Origin of the sequence: uncultured Devosia sp. (genome assembly GCF_964244875.1) — a bacterium.
Classification (GTDB): domain Bacteria; phylum Pseudomonadota; class Alphaproteobacteria; order Rhizobiales; family Devosiaceae; genus Devosia.
The window spans coordinates 103,610-127,981 of sequence record NZ_CAXTKA010000009.1; the positions used below are offsets into that span (position 1 = coordinate 103,610).

22 protein-coding genes are annotated in these 24,372 nt (G+C 63.6%); 17 read left to right on the forward strand and 5 right to left on the reverse strand.

The features are described 5' to 3' along the window. The first annotated feature begins 97 nt into the window (after positions 1-97). Genes ACFE8X_RS12030 through ACFE8X_RS12040 form a run of 3 tightly spaced genes read left to right on the forward strand, consistent with a single transcriptional unit; the run spans position 98 to position 2,318 of the window. On the forward strand, positions 98-484 hold the full coding sequence (locus tag ACFE8X_RS12030; RefSeq protein WP_375451716.1) for a RidA family protein: 387 nt from the start codon (positions 98-100) through the stop codon (positions 482-484). After that, a complete protein-coding gene (locus ACFE8X_RS12035; protein ID WP_375451717.1) occupies positions 481-1,260 on the forward strand; it encodes an SDR family oxidoreductase in 780 nt (259 codons plus the stop codon). The genes ACFE8X_RS12030 and ACFE8X_RS12035 overlap by 4 nt, the downstream gene beginning before the upstream one ends. Further along, on the forward strand, positions 1,257-2,318 hold the full coding sequence (locus tag ACFE8X_RS12040) for a D-TA family PLP-dependent enzyme (protein WP_375451718.1): 1,062 nt from the start codon (positions 1,257-1,259) through the stop codon (positions 2,316-2,318). Before ACFE8X_RS12035 ends, ACFE8X_RS12040 begins: the two co-directional genes overlap by 4 nt. A gap of 138 nt (positions 2,319-2,456) precedes the next feature. Here ACFE8X_RS12040 and ACFE8X_RS12045 read toward each other — a convergent pair whose 3' ends face one another. Continuing rightward, a complete protein-coding gene (locus tag ACFE8X_RS12045) occupies positions 2,457-3,356 on the reverse strand; it encodes an N-acetylmuramic acid 6-phosphate etherase (protein ID WP_375451719.1) in 900 nt (299 codons plus the stop codon). Positions 3,357-3,629: 273 nt separating this feature from the next. On the opposite strand from ACFE8X_RS12045, the gene ACFE8X_RS12050 reads away from it, so the two are divergent. From ACFE8X_RS12050 to nagA, 3 genes are read left to right on the forward strand one after another with little or no spacing between them, the layout of a single operon-like run. Then, entirely contained in the window at positions 3,630-4,418 is a 789-nt protein-coding gene (locus ACFE8X_RS12050) for a GntR family transcriptional regulator (RefSeq protein WP_375451720.1), read from the forward strand. Between the two features lie 8 nt (positions 4,419-4,426). After that, on the forward strand, positions 4,427-5,455 hold the full coding sequence (locus tag ACFE8X_RS12055) for an SIS domain-containing protein (protein ID WP_375451721.1): 1,029 nt from the start codon (positions 4,427-4,429) through the stop codon (positions 5,453-5,455). Then, a complete protein-coding gene (nagA, locus tag ACFE8X_RS12060; RefSeq protein WP_375451722.1) occupies positions 5,452-6,615 on the forward strand; it encodes an N-acetylglucosamine-6-phosphate deacetylase in 1,164 nt (387 codons plus the stop codon). Before ACFE8X_RS12055 ends, nagA begins: the two co-directional genes overlap by 4 nt. Before the next feature lie 82 nt (positions 6,616-6,697). Here the strand turns inward: nagA and ACFE8X_RS12065 are convergent, their stop codons facing one another. Beyond that, complete coding sequence (locus tag ACFE8X_RS12065; RefSeq protein ID WP_375451723.1) at positions 6,698-7,432, reverse strand: SDR family oxidoreductase; 735 nt, start codon at positions 7,430-7,432, stop codon at positions 6,698-6,700. Positions 7,433-7,881: 449 nt separating this feature from the next. Between ACFE8X_RS12065 and ACFE8X_RS12070 the strand changes: the two genes are divergently transcribed. From ACFE8X_RS12070 to ACFE8X_RS12080, 3 genes are all read left to right on the forward strand, one after another. Beyond that, on the forward strand, positions 7,882-9,381 hold the full coding sequence (locus tag ACFE8X_RS12070) for a hypothetical protein (RefSeq protein ID WP_375451724.1): 1,500 nt from the start codon (positions 7,882-7,884) through the stop codon (positions 9,379-9,381). Between the two features lie 252 nt (positions 9,382-9,633). Continuing rightward, a complete protein-coding gene (locus ACFE8X_RS12075; RefSeq protein ID WP_375451725.1) occupies positions 9,634-12,207 on the forward strand; it encodes an OmpA family protein in 2,574 nt (857 codons plus the stop codon). A gap of 122 nt (positions 12,208-12,329) precedes the next feature. Next, positions 12,330-12,812, forward strand: coding sequence for a hypothetical protein (locus tag ACFE8X_RS12080; protein ID WP_375451726.1), 483 nt, complete (start codon positions 12,330-12,332; stop codon positions 12,810-12,812). Between the two features lie 13 nt (positions 12,813-12,825). Here ACFE8X_RS12080 and ACFE8X_RS12085 read toward each other — a convergent pair whose 3' ends face one another. Together ACFE8X_RS12085 and ACFE8X_RS12090 are read right to left on the reverse strand one after the other, a co-directional pair. Beyond that, entirely contained in the window at positions 12,826-13,767 is a 942-nt protein-coding gene (locus ACFE8X_RS12085) for an alpha/beta fold hydrolase (RefSeq protein ID WP_375451727.1), read from the reverse strand. 69 nt (positions 13,768-13,836) lie between these two features. Further along, positions 13,837-15,858 carry a transglycosylase SLT domain-containing protein gene (locus ACFE8X_RS12090; RefSeq protein ID WP_375451728.1) on the reverse strand — a complete coding sequence of 674 codons (2,022 nt, stop codon included), beginning with the start codon at positions 15,856-15,858 and terminating at the stop codon, positions 13,837-13,839. A gap of 247 nt (positions 15,859-16,105) precedes the next feature. Between ACFE8X_RS12090 and dapA the strand changes: the two genes are divergently transcribed. Both dapA and smpB read left to right on the forward strand, forming a co-directional pair. Further along, a complete protein-coding gene (dapA, locus tag ACFE8X_RS12095) occupies positions 16,106-16,981 on the forward strand; it encodes a 4-hydroxy-tetrahydrodipicolinate synthase (RefSeq protein WP_375451729.1) in 876 nt (291 codons plus the stop codon). 7 nt (positions 16,982-16,988) lie between these two features. Then, positions 16,989-17,489, forward strand: coding sequence for an SsrA-binding protein SmpB (smpB, locus tag ACFE8X_RS12100; protein WP_375451730.1), 501 nt, complete (start codon positions 16,989-16,991; stop codon positions 17,487-17,489). Between the two features lie 166 nt (positions 17,490-17,655). Here smpB and ACFE8X_RS12105 read toward each other — a convergent pair whose 3' ends face one another. Further along, entirely contained in the window at positions 17,656-18,240 is a 585-nt protein-coding gene (locus ACFE8X_RS12105) for an NYN domain-containing protein (RefSeq protein ID WP_375451731.1), read from the reverse strand. Positions 18,241-18,489: 249 nt separating this feature from the next. On the opposite strand from ACFE8X_RS12105, the gene rpoZ reads away from it, so the two are divergent. From rpoZ to rnc, 6 genes are all read left to right on the forward strand, one after another. Continuing rightward, entirely contained in the window at positions 18,490-18,858 is a 369-nt protein-coding gene (rpoZ, locus tag ACFE8X_RS12110) for a DNA-directed RNA polymerase subunit omega (protein ID WP_375451732.1), read from the forward strand. A gap of 428 nt (positions 18,859-19,286) precedes the next feature. Then, a complete protein-coding gene (locus ACFE8X_RS12115) occupies positions 19,287-21,566 on the forward strand; it encodes a RelA/SpoT family protein (protein WP_375451733.1) in 2,280 nt (759 codons plus the stop codon). Beyond that, entirely contained in the window at positions 21,559-22,152 is a 594-nt protein-coding gene (gene pyrE / locus ACFE8X_RS12120; RefSeq protein ID WP_375451734.1) for an orotate phosphoribosyltransferase, read from the forward strand. Before ACFE8X_RS12115 ends, pyrE begins: the two co-directional genes overlap by 8 nt. A 154-nt stretch (positions 22,153-22,306) precedes the next feature. Continuing rightward, complete coding sequence (gene acpS, locus ACFE8X_RS12125; RefSeq protein ID WP_375451735.1) at positions 22,307-22,723, forward strand: holo-ACP synthase; 417 nt, start codon at positions 22,307-22,309, stop codon at positions 22,721-22,723. A 125-nt stretch (positions 22,724-22,848) separates the two neighbouring features. Then, on the forward strand, positions 22,849-23,661 hold the full coding sequence (gene lepB, locus ACFE8X_RS12130; protein ID WP_375451736.1) for a signal peptidase I: 813 nt from the start codon (positions 22,849-22,851) through the stop codon (positions 23,659-23,661). Beyond that, complete coding sequence (gene rnc / locus ACFE8X_RS12135) at positions 23,658-24,365, forward strand: ribonuclease III (protein WP_375451737.1); 708 nt, start codon at positions 23,658-23,660, stop codon at positions 24,363-24,365. The genes lepB and rnc overlap by 4 nt, the downstream gene beginning before the upstream one ends. Positions 24,366-24,372: the final 7 nt, after the last annotated feature.

Genomic DNA, 24,372 nt, shown 5'->3' on the forward strand with positions numbered 1-24,372 from the left:
TTACATAAATAGCTTGATTTTGGACAAGAAACGCGGCGCCGACCGCGATATAACCCGATGGCACGAAATTTCCTTTCATGAATGCCCTGGAGGCCCGATGTCGATCAAACGTTACGGCGCTGAAAAATCTGGTGCCGGCGGCCAGAACCTGCCGTTCGCCCGTGCCGTCGAGGCCGGCGGTTTTCTGTTCGTCTCCGGCCAGGTCGCGATGGAAAACGGCGAGATCATCAACGGCGGCATCGTCGAGCAGACGCACAAGACCATCGCCAATCTCGTCGCCATTCTCGAAGAGGCCGGTTATGGGCTGGAACACGTCGTCCGCTGCGGCGTCTGGCTCGACGACCCGCGCGATTTCTGGAGCTTCAACGCCGTCTACAAATCCTATTTCGGCGCCAATCCGCCCGCCCGCGCTGCCATCCAGTCCCACATGATGGTCGACTGCAAGGTCGAGATCGAATGCACCGCCTACAAGGCCTCGCAATGAGCCCATCGCCCTTTCGCCTCGATGGTCAATCCGTGCTGATCAGCGGTGCCGGCGGGGGCATCGGCCACGCCCTGGTCGCCGCCTTTCGCGCTGCCGGCGCCACCATTTGCGGCGCCGACCGCGACCCGGCATTGCTCGCCGATCTCGATCTCGATCATCGCCTCCTGTTCAATCTGGCGGACGCCACAGCGACCCAGGCCGCCATCACCGCATATCTTGCGCAAACAGGCGCGCCCGACATCGTCGTTGCCAACGCCGGCTACACGCGCGCCGAGACCCTCGATCACCTCGATACCGACATCTGGGCCTCCGAAGTCGCCATCAATCTGAACGGCGCCTACGCCATGACCGCGCCGATCCTGGCCGCCATGGCCGCGCGCGGTTCGGGCAATTTCGTGTTCATTTCCTCGATCAACGGACTGAGCCACTATGGCAATCCAGCTTATTCCGCCGCCAAGGCCGGCCTCATCGCCTATGCCAAGGCTATCGCGGTGGAGCGGGGCGGGCAGGGGGTGCGGGCCAACGTCATCGCGCCCGGCTCGGTCCGTACCCCGGCCTGGGACCACCGCCTGGCGGACAATCCGCACCTGCTCGACAATGTCTTGCCCCATTATCCTCTCGGACGCATGGTCCTGCCGCTGGAAGTTGCTAATGCCGCCGTATTCTTGTCGTCTCCTGCCGCTTCCGGCATTACCGGCATAGTGCTTCCCGTCGATGCCGGCCTGTCCGCCGGCAATCTTCGCTTTATCAACGACGTCCTCAGGGCTCCTCAATGACTGATCTTGCTGCCATCGATACCCCCGCCGTGCTGATCGATATCGATCGCGTCGAAACCAATTTAGCCCGCGTCCAGGCCTATGCCGATCAGCACGGCCTGGCGCTGCGGCCCCATATCAAGACCCACAAGCTGCCGATTTTCGCCCATCGCGCCATTGCCCTGGGCGCCGTCGGCATCACCGTGCAAAAGCTGGGCGAAGCCGAAATCATGGTGCAAGCGGGCATCACCGATATCTTTTTGCCCTACAATATCGTCGGGGACGAAAAGCTCGCCCGCCTGCGCGTGCTCAATGACACCGCGACCCTTGCCGTCACCGCCGACAGCGCCACCATAGTGGCTGGCCTTTCGGCCACCTTCGCTACGGCCGAAAAGCCGCTGCGGGTCCTCGTGGAATGCGATACCGGCATGGGCCGCTGCGGTGTCCAGTCCCCCGCCCAAGCCGTTACCCTTGCCGAACAGATCGCCACTGCTCCCGGCCTCGTCTTTGACGGCGTCATGACCTATCCAGCCGCCGGCGGGGTCGAGGCCAACGCCGCCTGGCTCACCGCCGTCCGGGACGCCCTGATTGCTGCCGGCCTGCCACCACGCATCATTTCCAACGGCGGAACGCCCGATCTGTGGCGCGCCCACGAGGTCACCGCTGCTACCGAACACCGCCCGGGCACCTACATCTACCTGGACCGCTTCCAGGTCTCCAAAAATGTCGGCAGCGTCGCCGATTGCGCCCTGACGGTACTTGCCACCGTGGTCAGCCGCCCCACCGAAAATCGCGCCATCATTGATGCTGGGTCCAAATCGCTCACCAGCGACACCCTCGGCCTTGTCGGTTTCGGCTTCATCCCAACCTATCCCGAGGCCGTCATCACCAGCCTCAGCGAAGAGCACGGCACCATCGATCTCACCAATTGCTCCACCAAACCCGCCATCGGCGACAAGCTTCGCATCATCCCCAACCATGCCTGCGTGGTCAGCAATCTGTTCGACACAGTAAATTTGATTTCCGGCGATCAACTGGTCGAACGCGTGTCGGTAGCCGCCCGGGGCAGGGTGGACTGACAAGGATTTCCCTCACCCGGCCTCCGCTTCGCTCGGCTACCCTCTCCCCGATCGGGGGAGCAATCCTGAAAACGCGGTGCCTCCGTTCTGCTCCCCATCGGCGAGAAGGTGGCCCACCGGGCCGGATGAGGGGGATTCTCACCGCCTGCCAAGTGCCGCCAGCGCCCCCCGCACCTTCCCGCCGCTCCCAGCCAACAGCCGCTCTGCGCCCGCGACATCCTCTGCCCCCGCCGCCAGCAAAATCGCCACCTTCACCCGCCCGCCCGCGACCTCCAGCGCCCGCGCCGCCGCTTCGTCGCCCACGCCGCCGACCGCCATGACGATCCGCAGGGCGCGTCCCCTCAGCTTGATATTGTCCGCCAGCACATTGACCATATAGCCATCGTGCACATGGCCCAGATGGATCGCCATCATGGTCGAAAGCATATTGAGCGCGATCTTCTGTGCCGTTCCTGCCCCCATCCGCGTCGATCCGGCAACGACCTCGGGCGGCGTCGGCAAGCAGATCGCCACGTCGACCATGCCGAGCAGCGCGGCGCCGCGATTGTTCGCCAACCCGATCGTCTTGGCCCCAGCCAGATGCGCAGCCTGAACCGCCGCCAGCGCGAACGGGGTATGCCCGCTTGCGCTCAGCGCGATCACGCAATCCCCGCGCGCCACGCCCGCGCCGGCAATAGCCTTGCGCGCCTCGTCCTCGTCATCTTCCGGTGCACCCTCCATAGCGGTCAGCGCCGCCAAGCCTCCCGCGAACAGCACCACGATGCACTCCTTGCCGATGCCATAGGTACCCGGCAATTCCAGCGCGTCCGCCAGCGCCATCAGTCCCGAACTGCCGGCCGCCACGTAAATCAGCCGCCCGCCACCCGCGATACTGTCCGCCGCCAGTTGCGCCGCTGCGGCGATCTCCGGCACCGCGATTTCCACTGCTTGGGCCGCTTCGGCCTGCGCCCTGGCCAGAATGCGCAGGGCGTCGTGCGGGGGTTTTTCATCCAACCCCATGGCGCTGCCATGCGTCATTTCAGTCTGCGTCGTGGCCATTGCAGTCTCCTTGCCGGGATAATGCCAAAAAAATACCACTTGTCCAGCAGTGGGCCGTTTCTGCCCCTATCTGACGAGCCAGTAGCGCCAATTTCGCCAATTAACCTGTGCTCGTCGCGCCAACCCTTTGCCTTATGGCACAAGCTTCAAAATTCGGCTTTACCCTTGCCGAATGGTATTTTATTGGTATTAACCGTCGAACCGGTTTCAACGAGATTTGGTTGTCCATCGTGAACAATCCAGCAAACGGCGGGTGCGTGGCCGGAGGTAATTTTGGCTGATCTGTCCGAGCTTTTCCTTGCCGACTCGGCGGTTGTCCTGCCCTCGGGCGGCCCGCTTTATCTGCAGCTCAAGCGCTGGATCGAGGATGCCATTCATTCCGGATCGATCAATCCGGGCGATGCGCTGCCCTCCGAGCGCGACCTGGCCCTCAAGGTCGATGTCTCGCGCGTCACCGTGCGCAAGGCCGTGCTGCAACTGGTGCGGGATGGCGTTCTGGTGCAGCGCCACGGCTCGGGCACTTTCGTTGCCCCGCGCACCCAGCGCGTCGAGCAATCGCTGTCGCAACTGACCTCGTTTACCGAGGACATGGCGCGGCGCGGCATGGAAGTGCGCGCCCATTGGCTCGATCGCGGGCTCTACATGCCGTCGCCTGACGAAATGCTTATTCTGGGGCTCCCCTCGTCTGGGCAGGTGGCGCGCATCGCCCGCCTGCGCCTTACCGGCGATACCCCGCTCGCCATCGAGCGCGCCAGCCTGTCCAGCGAAATCCTGCCCGATCCCCTGTCCATTCGCGACTCGCTCTATCGCCATCTCGACAAAAGCGGCAACCGGCCCGTCCGCGCCATCCAGCGCATTCGCGCCGCCAATCTGGGTGAGGATGATGCCCGCCTGCTCGAAGTGCCCGAAGGCTCCGCCGGCCTCAACATCGAGCGCACGTCCTATCTGGCCTCCGGCCGCGCCATCGAGTTCACGCGCTCGATCTATCGCGGCGATACTTACGATTTCGTCGCCGAACTGCGCCTCGGCGATCCCTCGATGTCCGGAGGCCCCAGGCCATGACCACAGCCATGACCAACCAAACTTATATGCGCGACGAAATCGAGCAGATCCCCGGAGTCGTCGCCAATTTCCTCACCGCGAGCGCCGAAACCATCGCCGCTACGGCCGCACGCCTGCGCCAGGGCGATCCTGCAATGGTGCTCACCATCGCCCGCGGCTCCTCCGATCATGCCTGCGCCTATCTCAAATACGCCATCGAGCTTACCCTTGGCCTGCCGGTCGCTTCCATCGGCCCCTCGATTGCCTCGATCTATGGCCGTGACCTCAAGCTCGATCGCTGCGCCGCTATCGCCATCTCTCAATCGGGCAAGAGCCCCGACATTGTCGGCATGGCGCAATCCGCCCGGCGCAGTGGCGCCACCCTGATCGGCATCACCAACACCGCCGCCTCACCCCTGGCCGAGGCGTCCGATTTCACCATCGACCTGCATGCGGGGCTCGAAAAAAGCGTTGCCGCCACCAAGACATTCGCCACCTCCATCGTCGCCGGCCTGGCGCTGCTCGCCCAATGGAGCGACGATGTGGCGCTCGGCAACGCGGTCGCGGCGCTGCCTGACTCGCTGGCCCGCGCCGTCGCCTGCGACTGGTCCGAACTGCTCACCGCCCTCGATGGGCACAATGCGCTTTACGTGCTCGGGCGCGGCCCCGGCTGGGCCATTGCCAACGAGGCGGCACTCAAGTTCAAGGAAACCTGCGGCATTCAGGGAGAATCCTTTAGCGCCGCCGAAGTCATGCATGGACCGGTCTCCATCGTCACGCCGGGCTATCCGGTCCTTGGCCTTGCCGCCCGTGACGCCGCCGAACCTTCGGTGGCTGACATGGCCCACAGGCTGGCCGGGCTGGGCGCCTTGGCTTTCCTCACCTCGGACCGTCCGGGGCCAGCCCACCGCCTGCCATTCGCCGCCACCGGCCACCCGCTCACCGATCCGCTCTCGCTGATCGTCTCTTTTTACGGGTTCGTCGAGGCCCTGGCGCGCCATCGCGGGCTCAATCCCGATGCGCCACCCATGCTCAACAAGATCACCGAAACCCTATGAGCGCGCTGACGGCCATCACCGGCGCCCGCATCTTCGACGGTCAGGATTGGTTTGAAGATGCGGCGCTGCTGTTCGAATTCGGCCAGGTCACCGCCATCACCCGCGCGCCCGACATTCCCCCGGAGGCACAAACCGTCCATTTCGACGGCGGTTTTCTCGTGCCCGGCTTCATCGATCTGCAGGTCAACGGCGGCGGCGGCGCCTTGCTCAACGAGCGTCCCACCCTTGATGGCATCCGCACCATCTGCGCCGCCCATGCCCGCTTCGGCACGACGGCGCTGCTGCCCACGCTGATTACCGATACCCCCGCCGTCACCGGCCGGGCGATCGCGGCCGGCATAGCCGCCGTTGACGCCCGCGTTCCAGGCTTTCTGGGCCTGCATCTGGAAGGCCCGCACCTGTCGCTGGCCCGCAAGGGCGCCCACGATCCTGCGCTGATCCGCCCCGTCGAGCCATCCGATATCGCCCGCCTCGCGGCCGCCCGCGCCGCGTTGCCCAATCTTGTGCTGACCGTCGCCGCCGAAACCGTGCCGCCCGCCCAGATTGCCGAAATCGTGCGCACCGGGACGATTGTCAGCATCGGCCATTCCGACGCCACGATGAAAACCTTTGCTGCCGCCGTCGCTGCCGGCGCCACCATGGCCACGCATCTGTTCAATGCCATGAGCCAACTCGGCAATCGCGAGCCCGGCGTCGTCGGCGCTGTGCTGGACAATGGCGCCCTGTTTGCCGGCCTGATCGCCGACGGCATCCATGTCGATCCCGCCGCCATCGCCATTGCGCTTCGCGCCAAAACCGGCCCCGGCCGCATCTTCCTCGTGACTGACGCCATGTCGCTGACCGGCACCGACGCAACGAGCCTGACCCTGAACGGCCGCCAGATCATCCGCGCCGACGGTGCCCTGCGTCTTGCCGACGGCACCCTTGCCGGCGCCGATCTCACCATGATCGACGCCATTGGCTATATGCACCGTGCTATCGGCTTGGATTTCGACGAAGCCATTCGCATGGCTAGCCTGTACCCCGCCCAGGCCATGCGCATCGACGCCACCCACGGCCATCTGCGAGCCGGCGCCGTTGCCGACTTCGTCCATCTCTCACCGGATCACGCCGTCCTGTCGACCTGGATCGCCGGCACCCAGGTCTTTGCCGCTAGCTAAAAACCTGGCGACATTCTCACATATGCGGGAACCGTCCACTCATCGAGCCAACCGACACGGTTCCACCGTGTCGAACCGCCCCTTACCCCCGCCCGATATACGGCATCTTCGTCGCCATCACCGTCATGAACTGCACATTGGCTTCCAGCGGCAGCCCCGCCATATACACCAGTCCCTCCACCACATGCGCCACGTCCATCCGCGGCTCGGGCATCATGGTGCCATTGGCTTGCAGCACGCCACCGGTCATCCGGTCGGTCATGTCCGTGGCGGCATTGCCGATATCGATCTGCCCGCAGGCGATATTGAACGCCCGTCCATCCAGCGAAATCGACCGCGTCAGGCCGGTGATCGCGTGCTTGGAAGCGGTATAGGCCGCCGCTCCCGGCCGCGGCACATCCGCCGAGATCGAGCCATTGTTGATGATGCGCCCGCCTTGCGGCGTCTGGTCCCGCATCGCCCGGAATGCTTCGCGCGCCACATAGAACGCGCCATTGAGATTGGTGTCGATCATCTCCCGCCAGGCCTGGACATCAAGGTCGCCGAAGGAAACCGCCGGTGTCGAGCGTCCGGCATTGTTGAACACCACGTCCAACCGGTCGAATTTGCCTTTCACGCCGGCAAAAAACCGCGCCACATCAGCCGGATCGCTCACATCGCACTTGGCCCAATAACCATCGATCTCGCCCGCGACGGCCTCCAGCGCCTCGCTCCGCCGTCCGCAGATCGCGACCCTGTATCCCGCGGCAGCCAGTCCCAGCGCCGCCGCTTTTCCAATGCCCGAACTGCCCCCGGTAACCACTGCAACCTTCGTCATTGCCATTCCTTTTCATCGCCTTGCCATGTCTCGTCCGCCGCGATCTGTCCACGTTCCGGACGCAATTGTGGCGACGAAAGGCACATTTGGTAACTGGATAATTCCCGCGCAGCGTGTCGAAAACCCGCGTCTATCCGCTGCATTTAGCCCCTAAAGCCTTCCGTGGACACGAAATTTAACGCTTCATTGAGGCTCGTTAACAAGGCGTTTCCAAACCTGTGCTGAATCTGCAACAACCATCCTGCAACCATATTGTGGCGGCGCCAAAAGGGCTTTTGCATGATTGCGTCCTTAGCGGGCATGCGTAGAGTAGGTCTTGCGAATCCATGCATGGGATCGTTTGTCGGTCGCAACGCGACGGCAACACACTGCACCACGATAGTGTGGTCGCGTTACGACAAACCGCCGGGCAACCGGCACCAAGAATGCCTGACTTTGGAGGTCAAATAATGAAACTCAAGAGCCTTATCCTCGGTTCTATTGCTGCTGCCGGTCTTTCGACCGCTGGCTTCGCTGCTGATCTGGGCGTGCTGACGTCGCTCGACGTTTGCGACGCGCTTGGCCTTTCCGGCCTGACGATCTCGTCCGACACCAACTGCCTGCAGATCTCTGGCGGCGTGAACTACGAATTTGCTTGGGGCGACTACCGCAACAACGCCGGCGGCCTGCAGGTCATCACCCGCGTTCCTTTCGGCGAAACCCCTGACTTCATCGAATCCGGCACCGGCACCCCGGGCGTCGCTGGCGACTTCGGCGACGGCGATCTGGATTGGCAGAGCAAGGTCGAGGCCTGGATCACCGCTGTTGCGACTTCCGATAGCGACTTTGGTCCTGCCAAGGCCACCATCACCCTCAAGTACAAGACCATTCCTCGCTACCGCAACGAAGTCTACAATGACGACGACGGCGAAACCGATGAGAATGGCGTTGTCCGTCCTGCATATTTCGACGAAGCTTATGTAGCGATCGGCGATACCACCGTGATCATGGCTGGTAAGCGTAAGTTTGGCGCTTCCGGTTCGGTTGCCAATCTGGGCGACGACAACTCCTACAACTTCCTTGGTTCGTTCATCGAAGGCGGCGTTGACGGCGGCGGCGTGCTCGTTGACGGCGACGACAAGCGCTTCGGCGGTACCGTCATTCAGGTCGTAACCGATCTTGGCAATGGCGTCAGCGCCGGTGTTGGCCTGGAAAACCTCAATCCTGAGAAGACCAGCTCGGCGACCCAGGGTACCCCGGCCCCATATGCAGGCACCCTCGTTGGTGTTTTGCAGTATGCTGGTGAAGGCGTAACCGCCCACGTAACCGGTTTTGCCGGTGGCGTCCTGGACGGCAATGTTGAAACCTGGGGCGTCCATGCTGGCGCAACCGGCACTTTCGACGCCTTCAAGATCCGTGCTGCTCTGGCCTATGCGCACACCGACAATCTGCTGGGTGTCGATATCGATCGCGACGCTTTCCATGCACTGGTGAGCGGTTCAGCGACCTTTGACATCTTCACCGTCGCGCTGACTGGTGAATATGCCACCGATGAAGTCGACGGCGGTCTCCGTGACGAGGGCTATGGTATCGGTGGCTCCATCGGCGCTACCGTGACCGAAGGTGTGGCGATCAATCTTGGTGCTCGTTACTTCAACGGCGACAACGATCTGACCGGCGTTCCTCTGGTTCCAGGCGGGTTCGACAACGAAGAAGACGCGCTCCAGATCGCGGCCCAGTTGGTTGCCAGCGTGACCGAGACGATCAAGATCACCGGCGAAGTCGGTGCCTTCTGGAACGACTCGCGTGGCGATGCCACGGGTGATGACGATCTGACGGACGGCACCTACTACGGTGCAGCCGAGCTGGCTTGGGCTCCTGGCGGTGGTTTCTCCACCTCCATCAAGGGCGAACTCACCTCGCAGGGCGCTTATCGCGCAACCTACAAGGCTTCGAAGTCCTTCGAATAAGCCAGTCAAGTCTACTGACATGGAAAGGCCCGGCTCGCGCCGGGCCTTTTCTTTTGCCGATAGTCATCATGGTGCAGCTCGTGCACGTGACTATGGTCGTGATTCGCGCAACGCGGCGATAAAACCTTGATTGGTGACCCTGCCGTTCCCGAATGCTGTTTACTTACAGCGGGTTACCCATTCCATTTTCAGTCCCGTTTGCTCCAGAAATGCTCTAGCTTTCCGCCATTGCGGTAAAAGCCTGGAATTGGAATGATCAAGCTCTTTGCGAAGTGGGTTGCGCCCGGCCTTGTTGCGGTCCTGGGTGGAACGACGCTCGCCATAATGATGACCGGCGCCAACGTGGCGTCCGATATCCAGCTGCGCGCCACCGGTGATCTCTCCCGCGCCGGGGACAACTGGGCTGAACTCACCGTCGATGCGCGCGATCTTGTTTTGCGCGGCACCACCACCGATCAACCCCGGCTCGATGCGACCATCTCCCGTCTGCGCGCCCTTCATGGTGTGCGTTCGGTCACCGCCAACGTACAGTTGGCACCGCTCGCCACGCCTTATCCGTTCACCGCCACTATCGATAACGACAAGATTTTTCTGCGGGGAGGGGTCCCCGATAGTGCCACGCGTGACCAACTGCTGGCCCAATCCGGTGGCCAGGATCACGGTCTGCAAGTGCTGTCCGGCATGCCGCCCCGAGCCGATTGGCTCGCCGGCGTCCTATTCTCCATCGATCAATTGCGCCATTTCGATCATGGCCAGGTCGCCGCGGCCGATTTACGGTTCACCCTGTCCGGCCGTGCCCGCTCGCAGGAAGATTTTCGCGACCTGCTCCTGGCTGTCCGCAACGACACGCCCCCTGCCATCAGTCTCGATAGTGCCGCGATCGCTCCACCACTTGTCTCTCCTTACCAATGGTCGGCGACCTTCGATGGCAAGCTGATCGCGGTGTCGGGCTTTGTTCCCAATGCCGAAGTAGTCGAGCGCCTGCGCACCGCCGATGTCTCCGGCCTGCCCATCGCCACCGGCCTCGCCTTTGCTTCAGGTGAACCACAAGCTTTTGCCGATAACGCCAAGCGGCTGCTGGAAAATCTGTCCCGCCTGGAGCGCGGCACTGCTACCATTATCGGCGACCGGAACACCCTGACCGGCGCTCCGGCAACGCCCGAAATCGCCCAGGCCATCACCCGGGATCTTGCCCAGGCCGGGTCCATCGTCACCCTGGAACCGCCGCGTATCGACGATTATTGGATGAGCGCTACCCGCCAGCCCGGCGGTGTCATCGTTTTTGACGGCTACGCCCCCGACGAGGCGACCCGCCAGGCCCTTGGGCAGCGCGACAATGCCGATATCAATTTCCTCAAGCTCGGCCGTGGTACCCCCCAGCGCTACCAGGCCGCCGTGGATTTCGGCCTCTCCATACTGGACCATCTGAGCGAAGGCCGCTTCGCCCTGCGCGACAACGTCGTCACCCTGACCGGCATCGTCCGCTCCACTGCCGATTTTGACGCCATCGCAGCCTTGCTCACGTCCGGCGCTCCCCAAGGCCTGGTGCTCGCGCGCAGCGAAATCGTCGCCGCTTCCGCAAGCCCCTACACCTGGTCGGCCACAAAAACAGATGATGGCGCCATCACCATTGCAGGCTTCGTGCCCGATCCTGCCGCCAAGGCCACGCTGGCAACCGCCAAAGGCAGCCCCGCCACCGGCGCCATAACCTATGCCTCGGGCGCCCCGCCCGATTTTCTCGGCTCCGCCACCAAGGCGGTCGAACTGCTGCAATGGCTCCAAACCGGCACCGCGACCTTTGACGGCACCGCCTGGTCCATCGCCGGCAATGCCGCCACCGCCACCGACAAGGACGCCGTCGACGCCGAATTCGTCACCCGCCAACTGGCGGCATCCGGCTGGTCCCTCAATGTCACCGCCACGCCGCCAGTCGTCGCAACGGTCTCGCCCTACACTTGGTCGGCCGCGCGCGATGCCAATGGCGCCGTCACGCTTTCGGGCCACGTCCCCACGCAAGGCATGCAGAAATTCCTCGCCATCCGTGCCGGCGGCACCGTCACCGATACCACTGTTGTCGCACCCGGCGCCCCCAAGGGCTTTGTCGGGCAGGCCCGCGCCGCCCTCGATGCCGTCCTGGCGCTCGACACCGCCGAAGCCGGCTTCGATGGCAAGACCTGGACCCTGACCGGCCAGGCCTCATCACCTGCCACCCGCGACGCCGTCCTCGCGACGCTCGGCGCCGCCGTCAATCTCGCCCAATGGACCCTCGACATCGCCGCCGCCCAACCTGCCGTACCGCCCGTTGCGTCGCCACCGCCCATCGAACCGCTGCCCGCACCCGAGCCCCCACCTGCACCCGAACCGCCGCCCGCCACCGATCCGCCATCCACACCAGAGCCGCCAGCTGCCGCAGAACCACCGGCTCCGCCGCCGCTTGACGCCTGTCGCGCCGACATCGCGGCTTTTTCGGCGCGCAATGCCATCCTGTTCCAATCGGGCGCCGCGATCATTGCCGCGGAATCCGAGCCGGCGCTCGATGAACTGGCCCGCTATCTCGCCCTCTGTCCCCAGGCCGATGTCGATATCGAAGGTCACACCGACGCCGACGGCGATGACGCCTTGAACCTGGCCCTGTCGGTCGCGCGTGCCGAAGCCGTGGTCGATGCGCTGATCACCCGCGATGTCGCGCCCGAGCGGCTCTATGCCATCGGCTACGGCGCCTCCCAGCCCATTGCCGATAACGACACCAGCGCCGGCAAGCGCCTCAATCGGCGCATCGTTGTCAAGGTGATCGAACACCATTCGGAGGAGCCAACACCGCCGTGAGCTGGGACAGCCTCACCTATCTGCTGGAAATGTATTGGCCCTATCTGGCTGGTGCCGGCGCCATCGGCCTGGTCACCGGCTGGCTGAATTTCGTGGCCCCGGAACGCTAGGGATTGCCCGGCATGTTCAATGTCGCCAACATTGCCGAGCTTGCGACATTGCTGCTGCTGGCCTATGTCGCCGGTTGCGTTCTGGGTCATCGGTTGCACCGCGCCTGGTCAAGCCTGCGCGTCCATCAGTCCCTGACCACGTTGCCCCCTGTCATGCGCCCCGGTCCGACACATGCCGCCCGCCTCGCCATGGCCACCACCACCCGTGCGGTGAAACCGCTCGCGGCCGATCCCCGGCCCCAATCCCTGCCAAGTCCCTGCGACGGCACCAAGGACGATCTGCAGGCCATCAAGGGCGTCGGTCCCAAGATCGAGGCCATCCTCAACGACATCGGCATCTACCATTACGACCAGATCGCCGCCTGGACCCAGGCCGATGCGGACTGGATGGACAATAAGCTCGGCTTCAAAGGCCGCGTCAGCCGCGAACAATGGATGCGCCAGGCCGCCACGCTGGCCAGCCATCATGCCACGGTGCCCTCAAAGGTCGCCTGATGCGCCATCGGCCTCAGGCCGCCTTGCCGAGCGCCCGCCGGCTCACGCCCAGTACGAACTGTGCTACGGCCTCGATATCCTGGTGCTGGTCGAACAGCGCCGGCGATCCCTGGCCCGCTATGGTCAAGGCCACCGCGTCGGGCCGCCGCCGCACCATCTCCTCAAAGGTTTCGCGCCGCACCTGGTCGGTCAACTGCGTGCGCAACAGCATCAGCGGTATCCCTCGCAGCGCGTCGAACAGCGGCCATTGCGCCGCCAGCACATCGTCGAAACTGAACGCTTCGAGCGCCGCAATCAGCCGCTGGTCGTGCAGCGGCCAAGCGCGCCCGCGCTTGTCGAAACCATGGCTCCGGCCCATCAGCCTGTCGAGCTGGCTTTCGCTGCTGCCGGGATAAGCGCCCAGCAGCATCTTGCGAAAACCCGCCACGACCGCCTTGGTGCCACGCAGGCTCTCCACATGCCGCAAATTATTGCGCAGCCGCACCACGCCGCGCGAATCCGTTACCGGTCCCGCATCCAGCAGCACCGCCCCGGCGATCAGCAGCGGATGGGCCGCAGCCAGGGCCATGCTGACCTGCCCGCCATATCCCTGGCCCACCAGGATCGCGCGCCCGATGCCCAACGCGCTCAATATGGCCGCCACATCGCGCGCATCGCGGGGCGAGCCGTAATCGTCTGCATTCGCGCGGCTGTCGCTGCGCCCTCGTCCCGGCAGGTCGATCAGCACCACCGGCCATGCGCCGCCGCCCACGCGCCCGAAATAGCTGGCAAACTCAGTGAAATCGGCCATGTTGCGCTGATAGCCGGGCAGGCACACCACGGGAATGCGCCGGCTCGACAGCGTACCGCTGAGGTGAACCGCCGCCCGTAGCGCTCCACCGCCCAGCGTCACCATCTGCACCGGCAAGGCTGCGAACGCAACATGCTCGGCGGGAATCTTGCGCTTGGGCGGCATGGGGACATACTCGGTTACGCGCCCATTTACGGGCAGCGGGCCGACCCGCTCAAGCCCAAAATTGCGCCCCTAGCGGATCGTGCGCAACGCCTGGGTGATGGTCATGTCGCCGTCGCCGAGCCGTTGCCGATAGACCAGGTAATTGCCCAGGACCCGCTGCACATATTTTCGCGTCTCCTGAAACGGGATCAGCTCCACCCACACCACCGGATCCACTGTCTCCGCGCGCGGATCGCCATAGGCACCCAGCCACTTGCTGGCATTGCCGGGCCCCGCATTATAGGCCGCCGCTGCCAGCAGCAGCGATCCTTCATAACGCGCCAGTTGCGTGCCCAGATAGCTCGAACCCAGCAATGCGTTATAAGCCGGATCGCTGGTCAGCCGCGCCGCCGAGTAATCCACGCCAATCTTGCGCGCCGTGTCCTCGGCGGTGCCTGGCATCAGCTGCATCAGCCCGCGCGCGCCCACCGGCGAGATCGCATCGACCTGGAACATCGATTCCTGCCGCGTGATCGCATAGACCGCCGCGCGATCCGCATGGAGCGGCGTGTCGGCAGGCAGCCCGTCCTGGGGAAAACTGAACACATCCAGCGCAAACCCCAGCTTGTCCGCGTCCCCGGCAATGGCGATCGCCAGATGATGCGCCCCGATCGCTTGCGCCAGCCGCGCTGCCAGCAGCAACTCGCCACCGGTTTTCAGCCCCTGCGCATGATAGCGCAACAGTGGTACCGCCCAGGCGCTATGCCCGTTCGCGGCCAGCAGCCGCACCGCCCGAATAACCTCGTTGGCCTCGAACAGCGTCTCGCTGGCTTGCCAGGCGGGCAGGGGGCGCAGGTCGACCCCGCTTTTCCCCAACGCCGCTCGGGCCAACAGCCCATAATAAACCGTGCCATGCTCGGCCGCCACCGCGTAAGCCGCCTTCGCCCCGGCGCTGTCGCCCAGCGCCACTTCCGCCCGCGCCAGCCAGTAATTGGCCTGCGTTATGCTGTCGGGCAGGGTCGAATGCCTGCGCATTTCGACAAAATGCCCCTTGGCCGCCGCTGCATCCTTGAGAAACGACAGCGCGATGAACCCCGCCTGGAACTGCGCCTCGACCAATCGGCCGTCCGGCCCCTGGGTAAATCCCGCTGCCGCCTTGTATGCCAGCTCCGGCTTGCCGATATTGAGCAGTGCCCGCATCAACGTGCGCCGCTCATACCACCACTCGGCCGCATCGGGCAGCTCGCCCTGCGCCTTGGCCAGCCAGTCGATGGCGCTGTCCCACAGTTCGAACTGCCGCGCCCGTTGCGCCCGCGAAAACACGAACACCGGATGGTTTTGATAGGCCGGATCGACCGCATCCAGCCTGGTCTTGGCGTCCGCATCGTTGCGCGACACCGCCGCGCGCGCCACCACCAGCGACTGTTGTCCCGCATTCAGAAACGCCAGCAACCGCTCGCTGCCCGCCGCCCGGTCATGCATCATCAGATGCACGGCCCGCGCCCAATGCGCCTCCCGGTTCAGCAGGCCCCCCAGCGTGTCCAGCACCTGCTTTTCCTGCTCGACGCTCAGGAATTCCTCGGTCCACAGGGTCCGCGCCAATCCGGTCGCGCGCTCGCTTTGCCCGTCTGCCAGGTAAGCCTGCGCCAGCATGATCCGTGCATCCGCCGTATTGGGCACCGTCCCGCCCAACCGTGCGATCACCTCCGCGCCTGCCGGCTTGGCCTCGGCCAGCGACTGCTCCAGCCGCGTCTGGTAAAATGCCGGCGCTGCAAACCCCGGCGCATCGGCGGCAAACCGCGCTACGCTCGGGTAATCGATTGCCTCGCCATGAAAATTGATCGCCGCCCACTGTACGGCCCGGCGCTCGGTGGCGCTGTGCAACGCCCGCGCCAGCCCGTAGGCTTCGGCGCCGTCGCCACCATCCAACACAGCCAAGACAGCGCGAAAGTCCGCCGATCCCTGCAATGGATTGCTGACGGCACCCTCCGCATGGATGGAGCCGGTCGTCGTCTGGTCGATGGCGTCGTTGGTCACTGCGGGCGCCAGGGACACAAGGCCCGCCACGCCCAAAACCAGAACGAATAGACCTGCCCGAACGCCCATGCTCATCTGCGTGCTGACCTTTCGAGCAAGGGCGGTCCCATCCTTGCGGTTAACCCGAAGTTACCCCATCTGGGTGAACAACTGGTTTCCCCCAGTGATCCGCGCCGGTTTGTGTCCCGGCTCGTCTTGTGATGGCGGCGAACAAAAAGTATGGTGCGCCGCGTCAATCGGCCAGCCACCCTGGGCAGGGCCAAGGCGCGTCATGACATTTCCCCACGGCTGAACTGTGGCATCCAACGAGGATTTTTCGACCATGCTGAGAGGCTCCATCACGGCGCTCATGACCCCCTTCATCAACGGGGCCGTCGATGAGAAAGCCTTCTCGGCCTTTGTCGACTGGCAGATCACCGAAGGCTCGGACGGCCTCGTTCCCATGGGCACGACGGGCGAAAACCCTACCGTTTCGCATGAAGAACATCGCCGAGTCGTCCAGCTCTGCGTCGAAGTCGCCAAGGGCCGCGTGCCGGTCATCGCCGGCGCCGGCTCCAATTCGACCGCCGAGGCGGTGTCGCTGGCCCGCTTTGCCGAACAGACCGGCGCCGACGCCGTGCTCTCGGTCGTGCCCTATTACAATCGCCCCAACCAGGAGGGCCTGTTCCAGCATTTTTCCGCCGTTGCTGGCGCCATCGGCCTGCCGGTCATTCTCTATAGCGTTCCCGGTCGCACGGTGGTGGATCTGAGCGTGGATACCATTGCGCGCCTGCGCGATGCCCATGCCAACATCGTGGGCGTCAAGGACGCGACTGCCGATCTTGGCCGCGCCAGCCTGCAACGCGCTGCCCTGGGGGCCGATTTCATTCTGCTGTCGGGCGAGGACATTACCGCGCTGGGCTTCAATGCCCATGGCGGCACGGGCTGTATTTCGGTTACCGCCAACATCGCCCCGCGCCTTTGCGCCCAGATGCAGGCCTTCTGCCTCGCCGGCGATTACGCATCGGCCTTGGCCGTGCAGGACAAACTCGCCCCGCTCCATCGCACCCTGTTCCTCGAGCCCAATCCGACCGGCCTCAAATACGCCGCCAATCGGTTGAACCTGTGTGCCAATGAATTGCGCCTGCCTTTGGTGCCGGTCACCCGCGCCACGCAGGAGGCCATCGATACCGCCCTGGCCCATGCCGGGCTGATCTGAGGATTTTATGGCTGGCCCCAAAAACGACAAAGCCAAAAACGGCGTCATCAGCCACGGCCTCGTGGCCGAAAACCGTCGCGCGCGCTATGACTATGCCATCGGCGAAACCTTCGAGGCCGGGCTGGTCCTGACCGGTACCGAAGTCAAATCCCTGCGCCTGGGCAAGGCCCAGATCACCGAGTCCTATGCCTCTCCCGAAAAGGGCGAACTCTGGTTGATCAACGCCCACATCCCTGAATACCTGCAGGCCAACCGCTTCAACCACGAGGAAAAGCGCCCCCGCAAACTGCTCGTTTCCAAAAAGCAGTTGGCCCATCTCGACAGCGAAGTTTCGCGCGCCGGCAACACCATCGTGCCGCTCAAGCTGTTCTTCAACGACCAGGGCCGCGCCAAGGTCCTGATCGGCCTGGGCAAGGGCAAGAAGAACTACGACAAACGCGAAACCGAACGCGACCGCGACTGGAACCGCGACAAGGCCCGCATCATGAAAGACGGCGGGCGGGGATAGCGTGCCACGCCCTCGTGGTTCGAGGCTCGCTACGCTCCCGTCTCACCATGAGGGCTACTGCTTTATCGCGATTTGCTGGACGTTCTGGGCCCAATTGCCAGTATCCCTCATGGTGAGGTGCGAGCCCTTGCGAGCCTCGAACCACGAGGGCGTGCCCCGATAGTGCCTACTGCTCTTCGCTAACCACCACCGACGCCATAACCGGCGCCACCGGCCGCGTACTGGGCGGCCGCCCGACGCTTTTGGCCAGGTCCGCCACATCCATGAAAAAATCGGCCTGCCGCCGCAGGTCGTCCGAAATCATCGGCGTCGAGCTCGCCAGCGTCGACACCACCGTCACCCGCTTGCCCTTGCGCTGCAACGCCGCCACCAGCGCCGTAAAATCCCCGTCGCCGGAAAACAGCACCATGTGATCGTAATATGGGGCCAGTTCGAGCGCATCGACGCACAGCTCGATGTCCATATTGCCCTTGATCTTGCGGCGCCCGCTGGCGTCGGTGAATTCCTTGGCCGGCTTGGTCACCACCGTGAAGCCGTTGTAATCCAGCCAGTCGATCAGCGGACGGATCGAGGAATATTCCTGGTCCTCGACCAGTGCCGTATAATAATTGGCGCGCAGCAGATACGCCTTGGCACTGAATTCGGCCAGCAGCCGCCGGTAATCGATGTCGACGCCGATCGCCTTCGATGTCGCGTAAAGATTCGCCCCGTCGATGAACAGCACGATTTTTTCTCGAGCATCTATCGCCATGCAAACTCCAATGCGGGCCTGCGAGCCCTGAAACCGCGACGCAACCGATCAGCGCCTAATAAATTCCGCAGAAGACTTTAACTTGCCCTTGGTATTGGCACATTTGCCCCGCTCTGCGCAAGTTAACTCGTGTGGCCTTTGTGTCGACAGTGCCGCAGGGTAGGGCGCACTTCGCTGGACGCGCAACCTTGTGTCCGCCGCCTTGCTCGTGTAAGGAACCCGTTCATTCCCCCAAGTGTGGAGACGTCCGTGGCCCGCGTCACCGTTGAAGACTGCATTGAAAAGATCGAGAACCGCTTCGATCTCGTACTCATGGCCGCTCACCGTGCGCGCATGATTTCGTCCGGCGCCCAGATCACCGTATCGCGCGACAACGACAAGAACCCCGTCGTGGCCCTGCGTGAAATCGGCGACGGCGCCATTTCCCCCGATGACCTGCACGAGGACCTGATCCACTCGCTGCAGAAATATGTCGAGGTCGACGAACCCGAACAGCATGCCGCGCCCATGATCGAAAACGGCAATGACGACGATGCCCTCAGCTTCGACACCATGAGCGAAGACGAACTCCTCCGCGGCATCGAAAGTCTCGCGCCCCCCGAACGCCGCGATGACTAGACGCCGGCGCTTGCGCAAAATCGCTCCGGTGGAGCGATTTTAGGCGGATAGGCCATGAGAGCTACGCTCGAATGGCCCAGGTGGTCCGCAGGCACGATACATTCTTCACCCTCGGCGTCGGCCGGGGGTGTTTTTATCAGACTAGGTCGTTGCCCTTGCTCACCTCGCCCCTGCGGGGAGAGGTCGGCGCGCAGCGCCGGGTGAGGGGCGCGATGCCGCCACATCGAAAATGGCCCAGCACCGCACCCCTCACCCTAGCTCTGCCAGGTCGCTTCGCTCCCGGCGCCGCTACCCTCTCCCCTGAGGGGCGAGGAGACGATAGAGCCGTAAAATCTACCTTCCACTTGCCGTCAACCAATCGTCATCCCGCCCTTCCCATTTCCCCTCAAAACGCTAAGCTTGCCTGCAGAGCGAGCGGCACCCAATCCATGATGCGACAGTACGAACTCGTCGAGCGCGTCCAGGCCTATAACCCGGACGTCGACGAGCAGCTTTTGAACAAGGCCTATGTGTACGCCATGCAAAAGCATGGCTCGCAAAAGCGCGCTTCAGGCGATCCCTATTTCAACCATCCCCTCGAAGTCGCCGCCATCCTGACCGAGCTCAAGCTCGATGATGCCTCCATCGTCGTGGGCCTCTTGCACGACACCATCGAGGACACCGACGCCACTCGCGCCGAGATCGACCAACTGTTCGGCCCTGAAATCGGCGCCATTGTCGATGGCCTGACCAAGATCGATCGCCTCAACCTGGTGTCGCGCGAGGAGGCCCAGGCCGAAAACCTGCGCAAGCTGCTGCTCGCCATTTCCCAGGACGTTCGCGTCTTGCTCGTCAAGCTCGCCGATCGCCTGCACAACATGCGCACCCTGCAATACATGCCGCCCGAAAAGCGCACCCGTATTGCCCAGGAAACCATGGATATCTATGCCCCGCTGGCCGGGCGCATGGGCATGCAGGACATGCGCAACGAGCTTGAGGATATTTCCTTCAAGATCCTGCAGCCCGATCACTACACCGCCATCATTTCGCGCCTCGACGAGATGCAGGCCGAATACCGCGAGACCATTTCCACCATCTCCACGGAGCTCAGCGAACGCCTCGCCACCGAGGGCATTTCCGCCCGGGTCAAGGCGCGCGTCAAATCGCCCTATTCGATCTTCAACAAGATCGAGCGCAAATCCATCGCTCTCGAACAGCTCTCGGATATGATCGGCTTCCGCGTCATCGTCGGCTCGGTCGAGGAGTGCTACCGCACCATCGGGGTCGTTCACACCAAGTGGAAGGTCGTGCCCAACCGCTTCAAGGACTACATCTCCGTCCCCAAGCACAATGACTACCGCTCTATCCACACCACCATTGTCGGCCCCGGCCGCCAACGCGCCGAATTGCAGGTGCGCACCGAGGAAATGGACCGGATCGCCGAATACGGCATCGCCGCCCACGCGCTCTACAAGGATGGCGCCTCCGCCGATCTCAATCGCCTGGAAAACGAGTCCCAGGCCTATGGCTCGCTGCGCACCACCATCGGCCACCTCACCGCTGGCTCCTCCAGCGAGGACTTTCTCGAATATACCAAGCTGGAACTGTTCCAGGACCAGGTGTTCTGCTTTACTCCTAGAGGCCGGCTGATTGCCCTGCCACGCGGCGCCACGCCTATCGATTTCGCCTATGCCCTGCATACTGAAATTGGCGATACCTGCGTCGGCGCCAAGATCAACGGCGCCATCCTGCCGCTCGTCACCCAATTGCGCAGCGGCGACGAAGTCGAGATCATCCGCGACCAGAACCACATGCCGCCCTCCAACTGGATCGGCATCGCGGCCACCGGCAAGGCTCGCGCCGCCATTCGCCGCGCCGTGCGCAATGCTGCCGCCCAGCGCACGTTTGCCATGGGCGAACACGTCCTTTCCATGCTGCTGGAGCGCGAAGGCGTGTCGCTGGACGATAGCGAAGCCAAGGCGCTCGCCGAATCCCTGGGCGCCTCCAGCCGCCGCGAACTGCTGATCGGCGTCGGCGAGGGCAAGATCGGCAGCGAGCCTTTGGGCAATGAACTGGCCCGCATCAAGGGGCTGCGCAAGCGCCGCCGCAAGCTCGACCTGCCGGTAGCCGATACCGCCGACGGCTGGTTCGCGTTGCGCTCCAACAACATGTTCCGCTTCCGCGTCCCCGGCGGCCAGAAGGCCGGCTCGCGCGCCAAGCTGGCCATGCGCCAGCTCGATTTTCACACCGAGGTACAGATTTCCAACGAGGGCGTGGTGCCCGGCGACCGCCTCGTCGGCATCATGCAGCCCGACAAGGCCATGCTGGTCTATCCCATCCATTCCGAAGCCCTGGTCGAAATGCACGACAACGACGTGGCTTGGGTCGATGTGCGTTGGAACCTTGCCGCCGGCGACGACAAACTTTATCCCACCGTCGTCACCATGGAGAGCGTCAACAAGCCCGGCTCGCTGGCGCAGATTTCCTCGGCCATCGCCGCCTGCGAGGCCAACATCAACAATCTCGTCATGCGGATGATTTCGCCCGATTTCCACCAGATGATCTTTGAAATCGAAGTCCGCGACCTTGCGCAACTCACCGATGTTCTGGCAACCCTCAAGCGCGGTCCCGGCCTGTCTTCCGTCCAGCGCGCCGGCGTGCGCGAAGCCGGCATGATTTCGACGCTGGAATGGGACGGCCGCATCGAACGGAGAGACACTGATGAATAAGGACGAGGTGCTGGCAATCTTCCGCGACTGCGGTGCCATGCTGGAGGGCCACTTCATCCTGTCTTCGGGCCTGCGCTCACCCGTCTTCCTGCAAAAGGCCAAGGTCTTTCAATACCCCCACCAGACCGAAAAGCTCTGCAAGGCACTGGCCGACAAAATTCATGCCAAGGGCTTCGGCAACGTCACCAAGGTCGTCTCCCCCGCCATTGGCGGCATCATCCCCGGCTACGAAACCGCGCGCCATTTGAACGTTCCTGCGCTCTATACCGAGCGCGTCGACGGCAAGTTCGAACTGCGCCGTGGCTTCGAGATCTCGCGCGATGACAGGGTCATCGTCGTCGAGGACATCGTGTCCACCGGCCTCTCCATCCGCGAATGCGTCACCGCACTGCGCTCGATCGGCGCCAACGTGACCGCCGCCGCCTGCCTGATCGACCGCTCCGCCGGCGAGGCCGATGTCGGCGTCCCGCTGGTCAGCCTCATCCAATACCAAGTCCCCGCCTATCCCCCCGACGACCTCCCCCCCGCCCTCGCCGCCATCCCCCCCGTCAAGCCCGGCAGCCGCGGCATCCAGGGGGTAAAGTGAGCGCTGTGACAGAGACCCCCACCCAACCTCCCCCTGCTAGGGGGAGGAGCCAGGCCGGCTGCCTGGGCACCATCGAGCCACAAGCCCAAATCTGTCCCTCCCCCTCCCAGGGGGAGGCTAGGTGGGGGTCCCTCCCACACACAGGAGCCATACCATGATCCTCGGTCTCGGCTCCGACCTCATCCAGATCCACCGCATCGCCAACACCATCGAGCGTTACGGCACCCGCTTCACCAACCGCTGCTTCACCGAGATCGAACGCCGCAAGTCCGATCGCCGCGCCCAGCGCGCCGCCTCCTATGCCAAGCGCTTTGCCGCCAAGGAGGCCTGCTCCAAAGCCTTGGGAACCGGCCTTAGTTTCGGCGTTTATTGGCGCGACATGGGCGTGGTAAACCTGCCATCGGGCAAACCGACCATGCATCTGACCAATGGGGCCGCCAAAGCCCTCGCGCGCCTTGTGCCGGCCGGCCACGTTCCCCACATCCACCTGACCATCACCGATGACGCTGGCCTCGCCCAGGCCTTCGTCATCATTGAAGCCCTGCCCATTGCGCAGGCGAGCAAACCATAAGCCGGCTCCCGAGAAGACAATTTTCGAACCAGGGCTTGCGACAAAATAGAGCCGATCGCGCAGCTTCGATTGCAATCGAAGCCAGAGCGATCTAACCGTCTGCCTGCACCGATCCGGGGATATTCATGAGCCAGCCCATCAACAAAGCCAAGACCTCCGCGAGCAACGAATGGTGGGATACCATCGTGGTCGTGGTCGAGGCGCTGCTGATTGCCATCGTGCTGCGCTCGTTCCTCTACCAGCCGTTTTCCATTCCCACCGGCTCCATGCAGCAGACCCTGATGATTGGCGATTACTTCGTCGCCAACAAATGGGTCTGGGGCTACGGCAAGCATTCCTTCTCGCTCGGCCGCTACGGCAATTTCACCGCGCTCGATTTCGAGCTGCCCATTTCGGGCCGTATCCTGGGCCGCGAGCCCAACCGCGGCGATGTCGCCGTGTTCCGCCCGGTGCCGCAGGATGTCGAATACATCAAGCGCGTCGTCGGCCTGCCCGGCGATCGTATCCAGATGAAGGCCGGCCGCCTCTATATCAACGACGTCATGGTCGAACGCCAGGAAGTCGGCAAGACCATCGACACCGACAGCACTGGCGATGATCGCGAAGTCACCGTCTATACCGAGACCTTCCCCGAAGGCACCACCCACACCATTCAGGAAATTTCGGACGACGCCCAGCTCGACAATACCCAGGAATATGTCGTTCCCGCCGGCCATTATTTCATGATGGGCGACAATCGCGATCGCTCCGCCGATAGCCGGGTGCTGCAATCGGTCGGCTATGTTCCCGCCACCAACCTGATCGCCAAGGCCGAGGCGCGCTTCTTCTCCATCAACGACAATATTCCGCCCTGGCAGATCTGGCAGTGGCCGGCCAATGTCCGTTGGGATCGCATGTTCCAGTCGATCTACAATTACACGCCCAAAATCACGCAGTGAAACAGCGCGCCCGCTCCCATGCAGGTCTGGAGCATCGGCTGGGCTACCGCTTCGCCGATCCCGACCTTCTGGACCGCGCCCTGACCCATTCCAGCGCCCTCTCGCCCGCCAAGCGCATCGAGCGCTCCTATCAACGTCTGGAGTTCCTCGGCGATCGCGTCCTCGGTCTGGTCGTCGCCGATATGCTCTATCGCCGCCTGCCCAAGGCGAACGAGGGCGAACTGTCGCGCACCCTCAACACTTTGGTGCGCAAGGAAACCTGCGCCATCATCGCCCGCCAGCTCGATCTTGGCACTGAGATGAACCTGGGCGCCAGCGAGGCCCGCACCGGCGGCGCCGCCAAGGAAGCCATCCTGGGCGACGTCGCCGAAGCGGTCATCGGCGCCATCTATTGCGACGGCGGCCTTGGCAAGGCCTATGAGTTCGTCGAGCGCATGTTCGGCGACCAGCTTGTGGAAGGGCAGGGCGACCGGGCCGATGCCAAGACCACGCTGCAGGAATGGGCCCAGGCACGCGGCCTCGAGCCGCCCGCCTATATCCAGACCGAGCGCACCGGTCCCGATCATGCTCCCGAATTCACCATTTCCGTCGCCTTGGGAGATTATGACACCATCAGCGCCATCGGCCCGTCCAAGAAGATCGCCGAGCACAAGGCCGCCGAACTGTTCCTGATCCGCCAACAGGTCTGGCAGGAACCGCCATGAAAGCCCC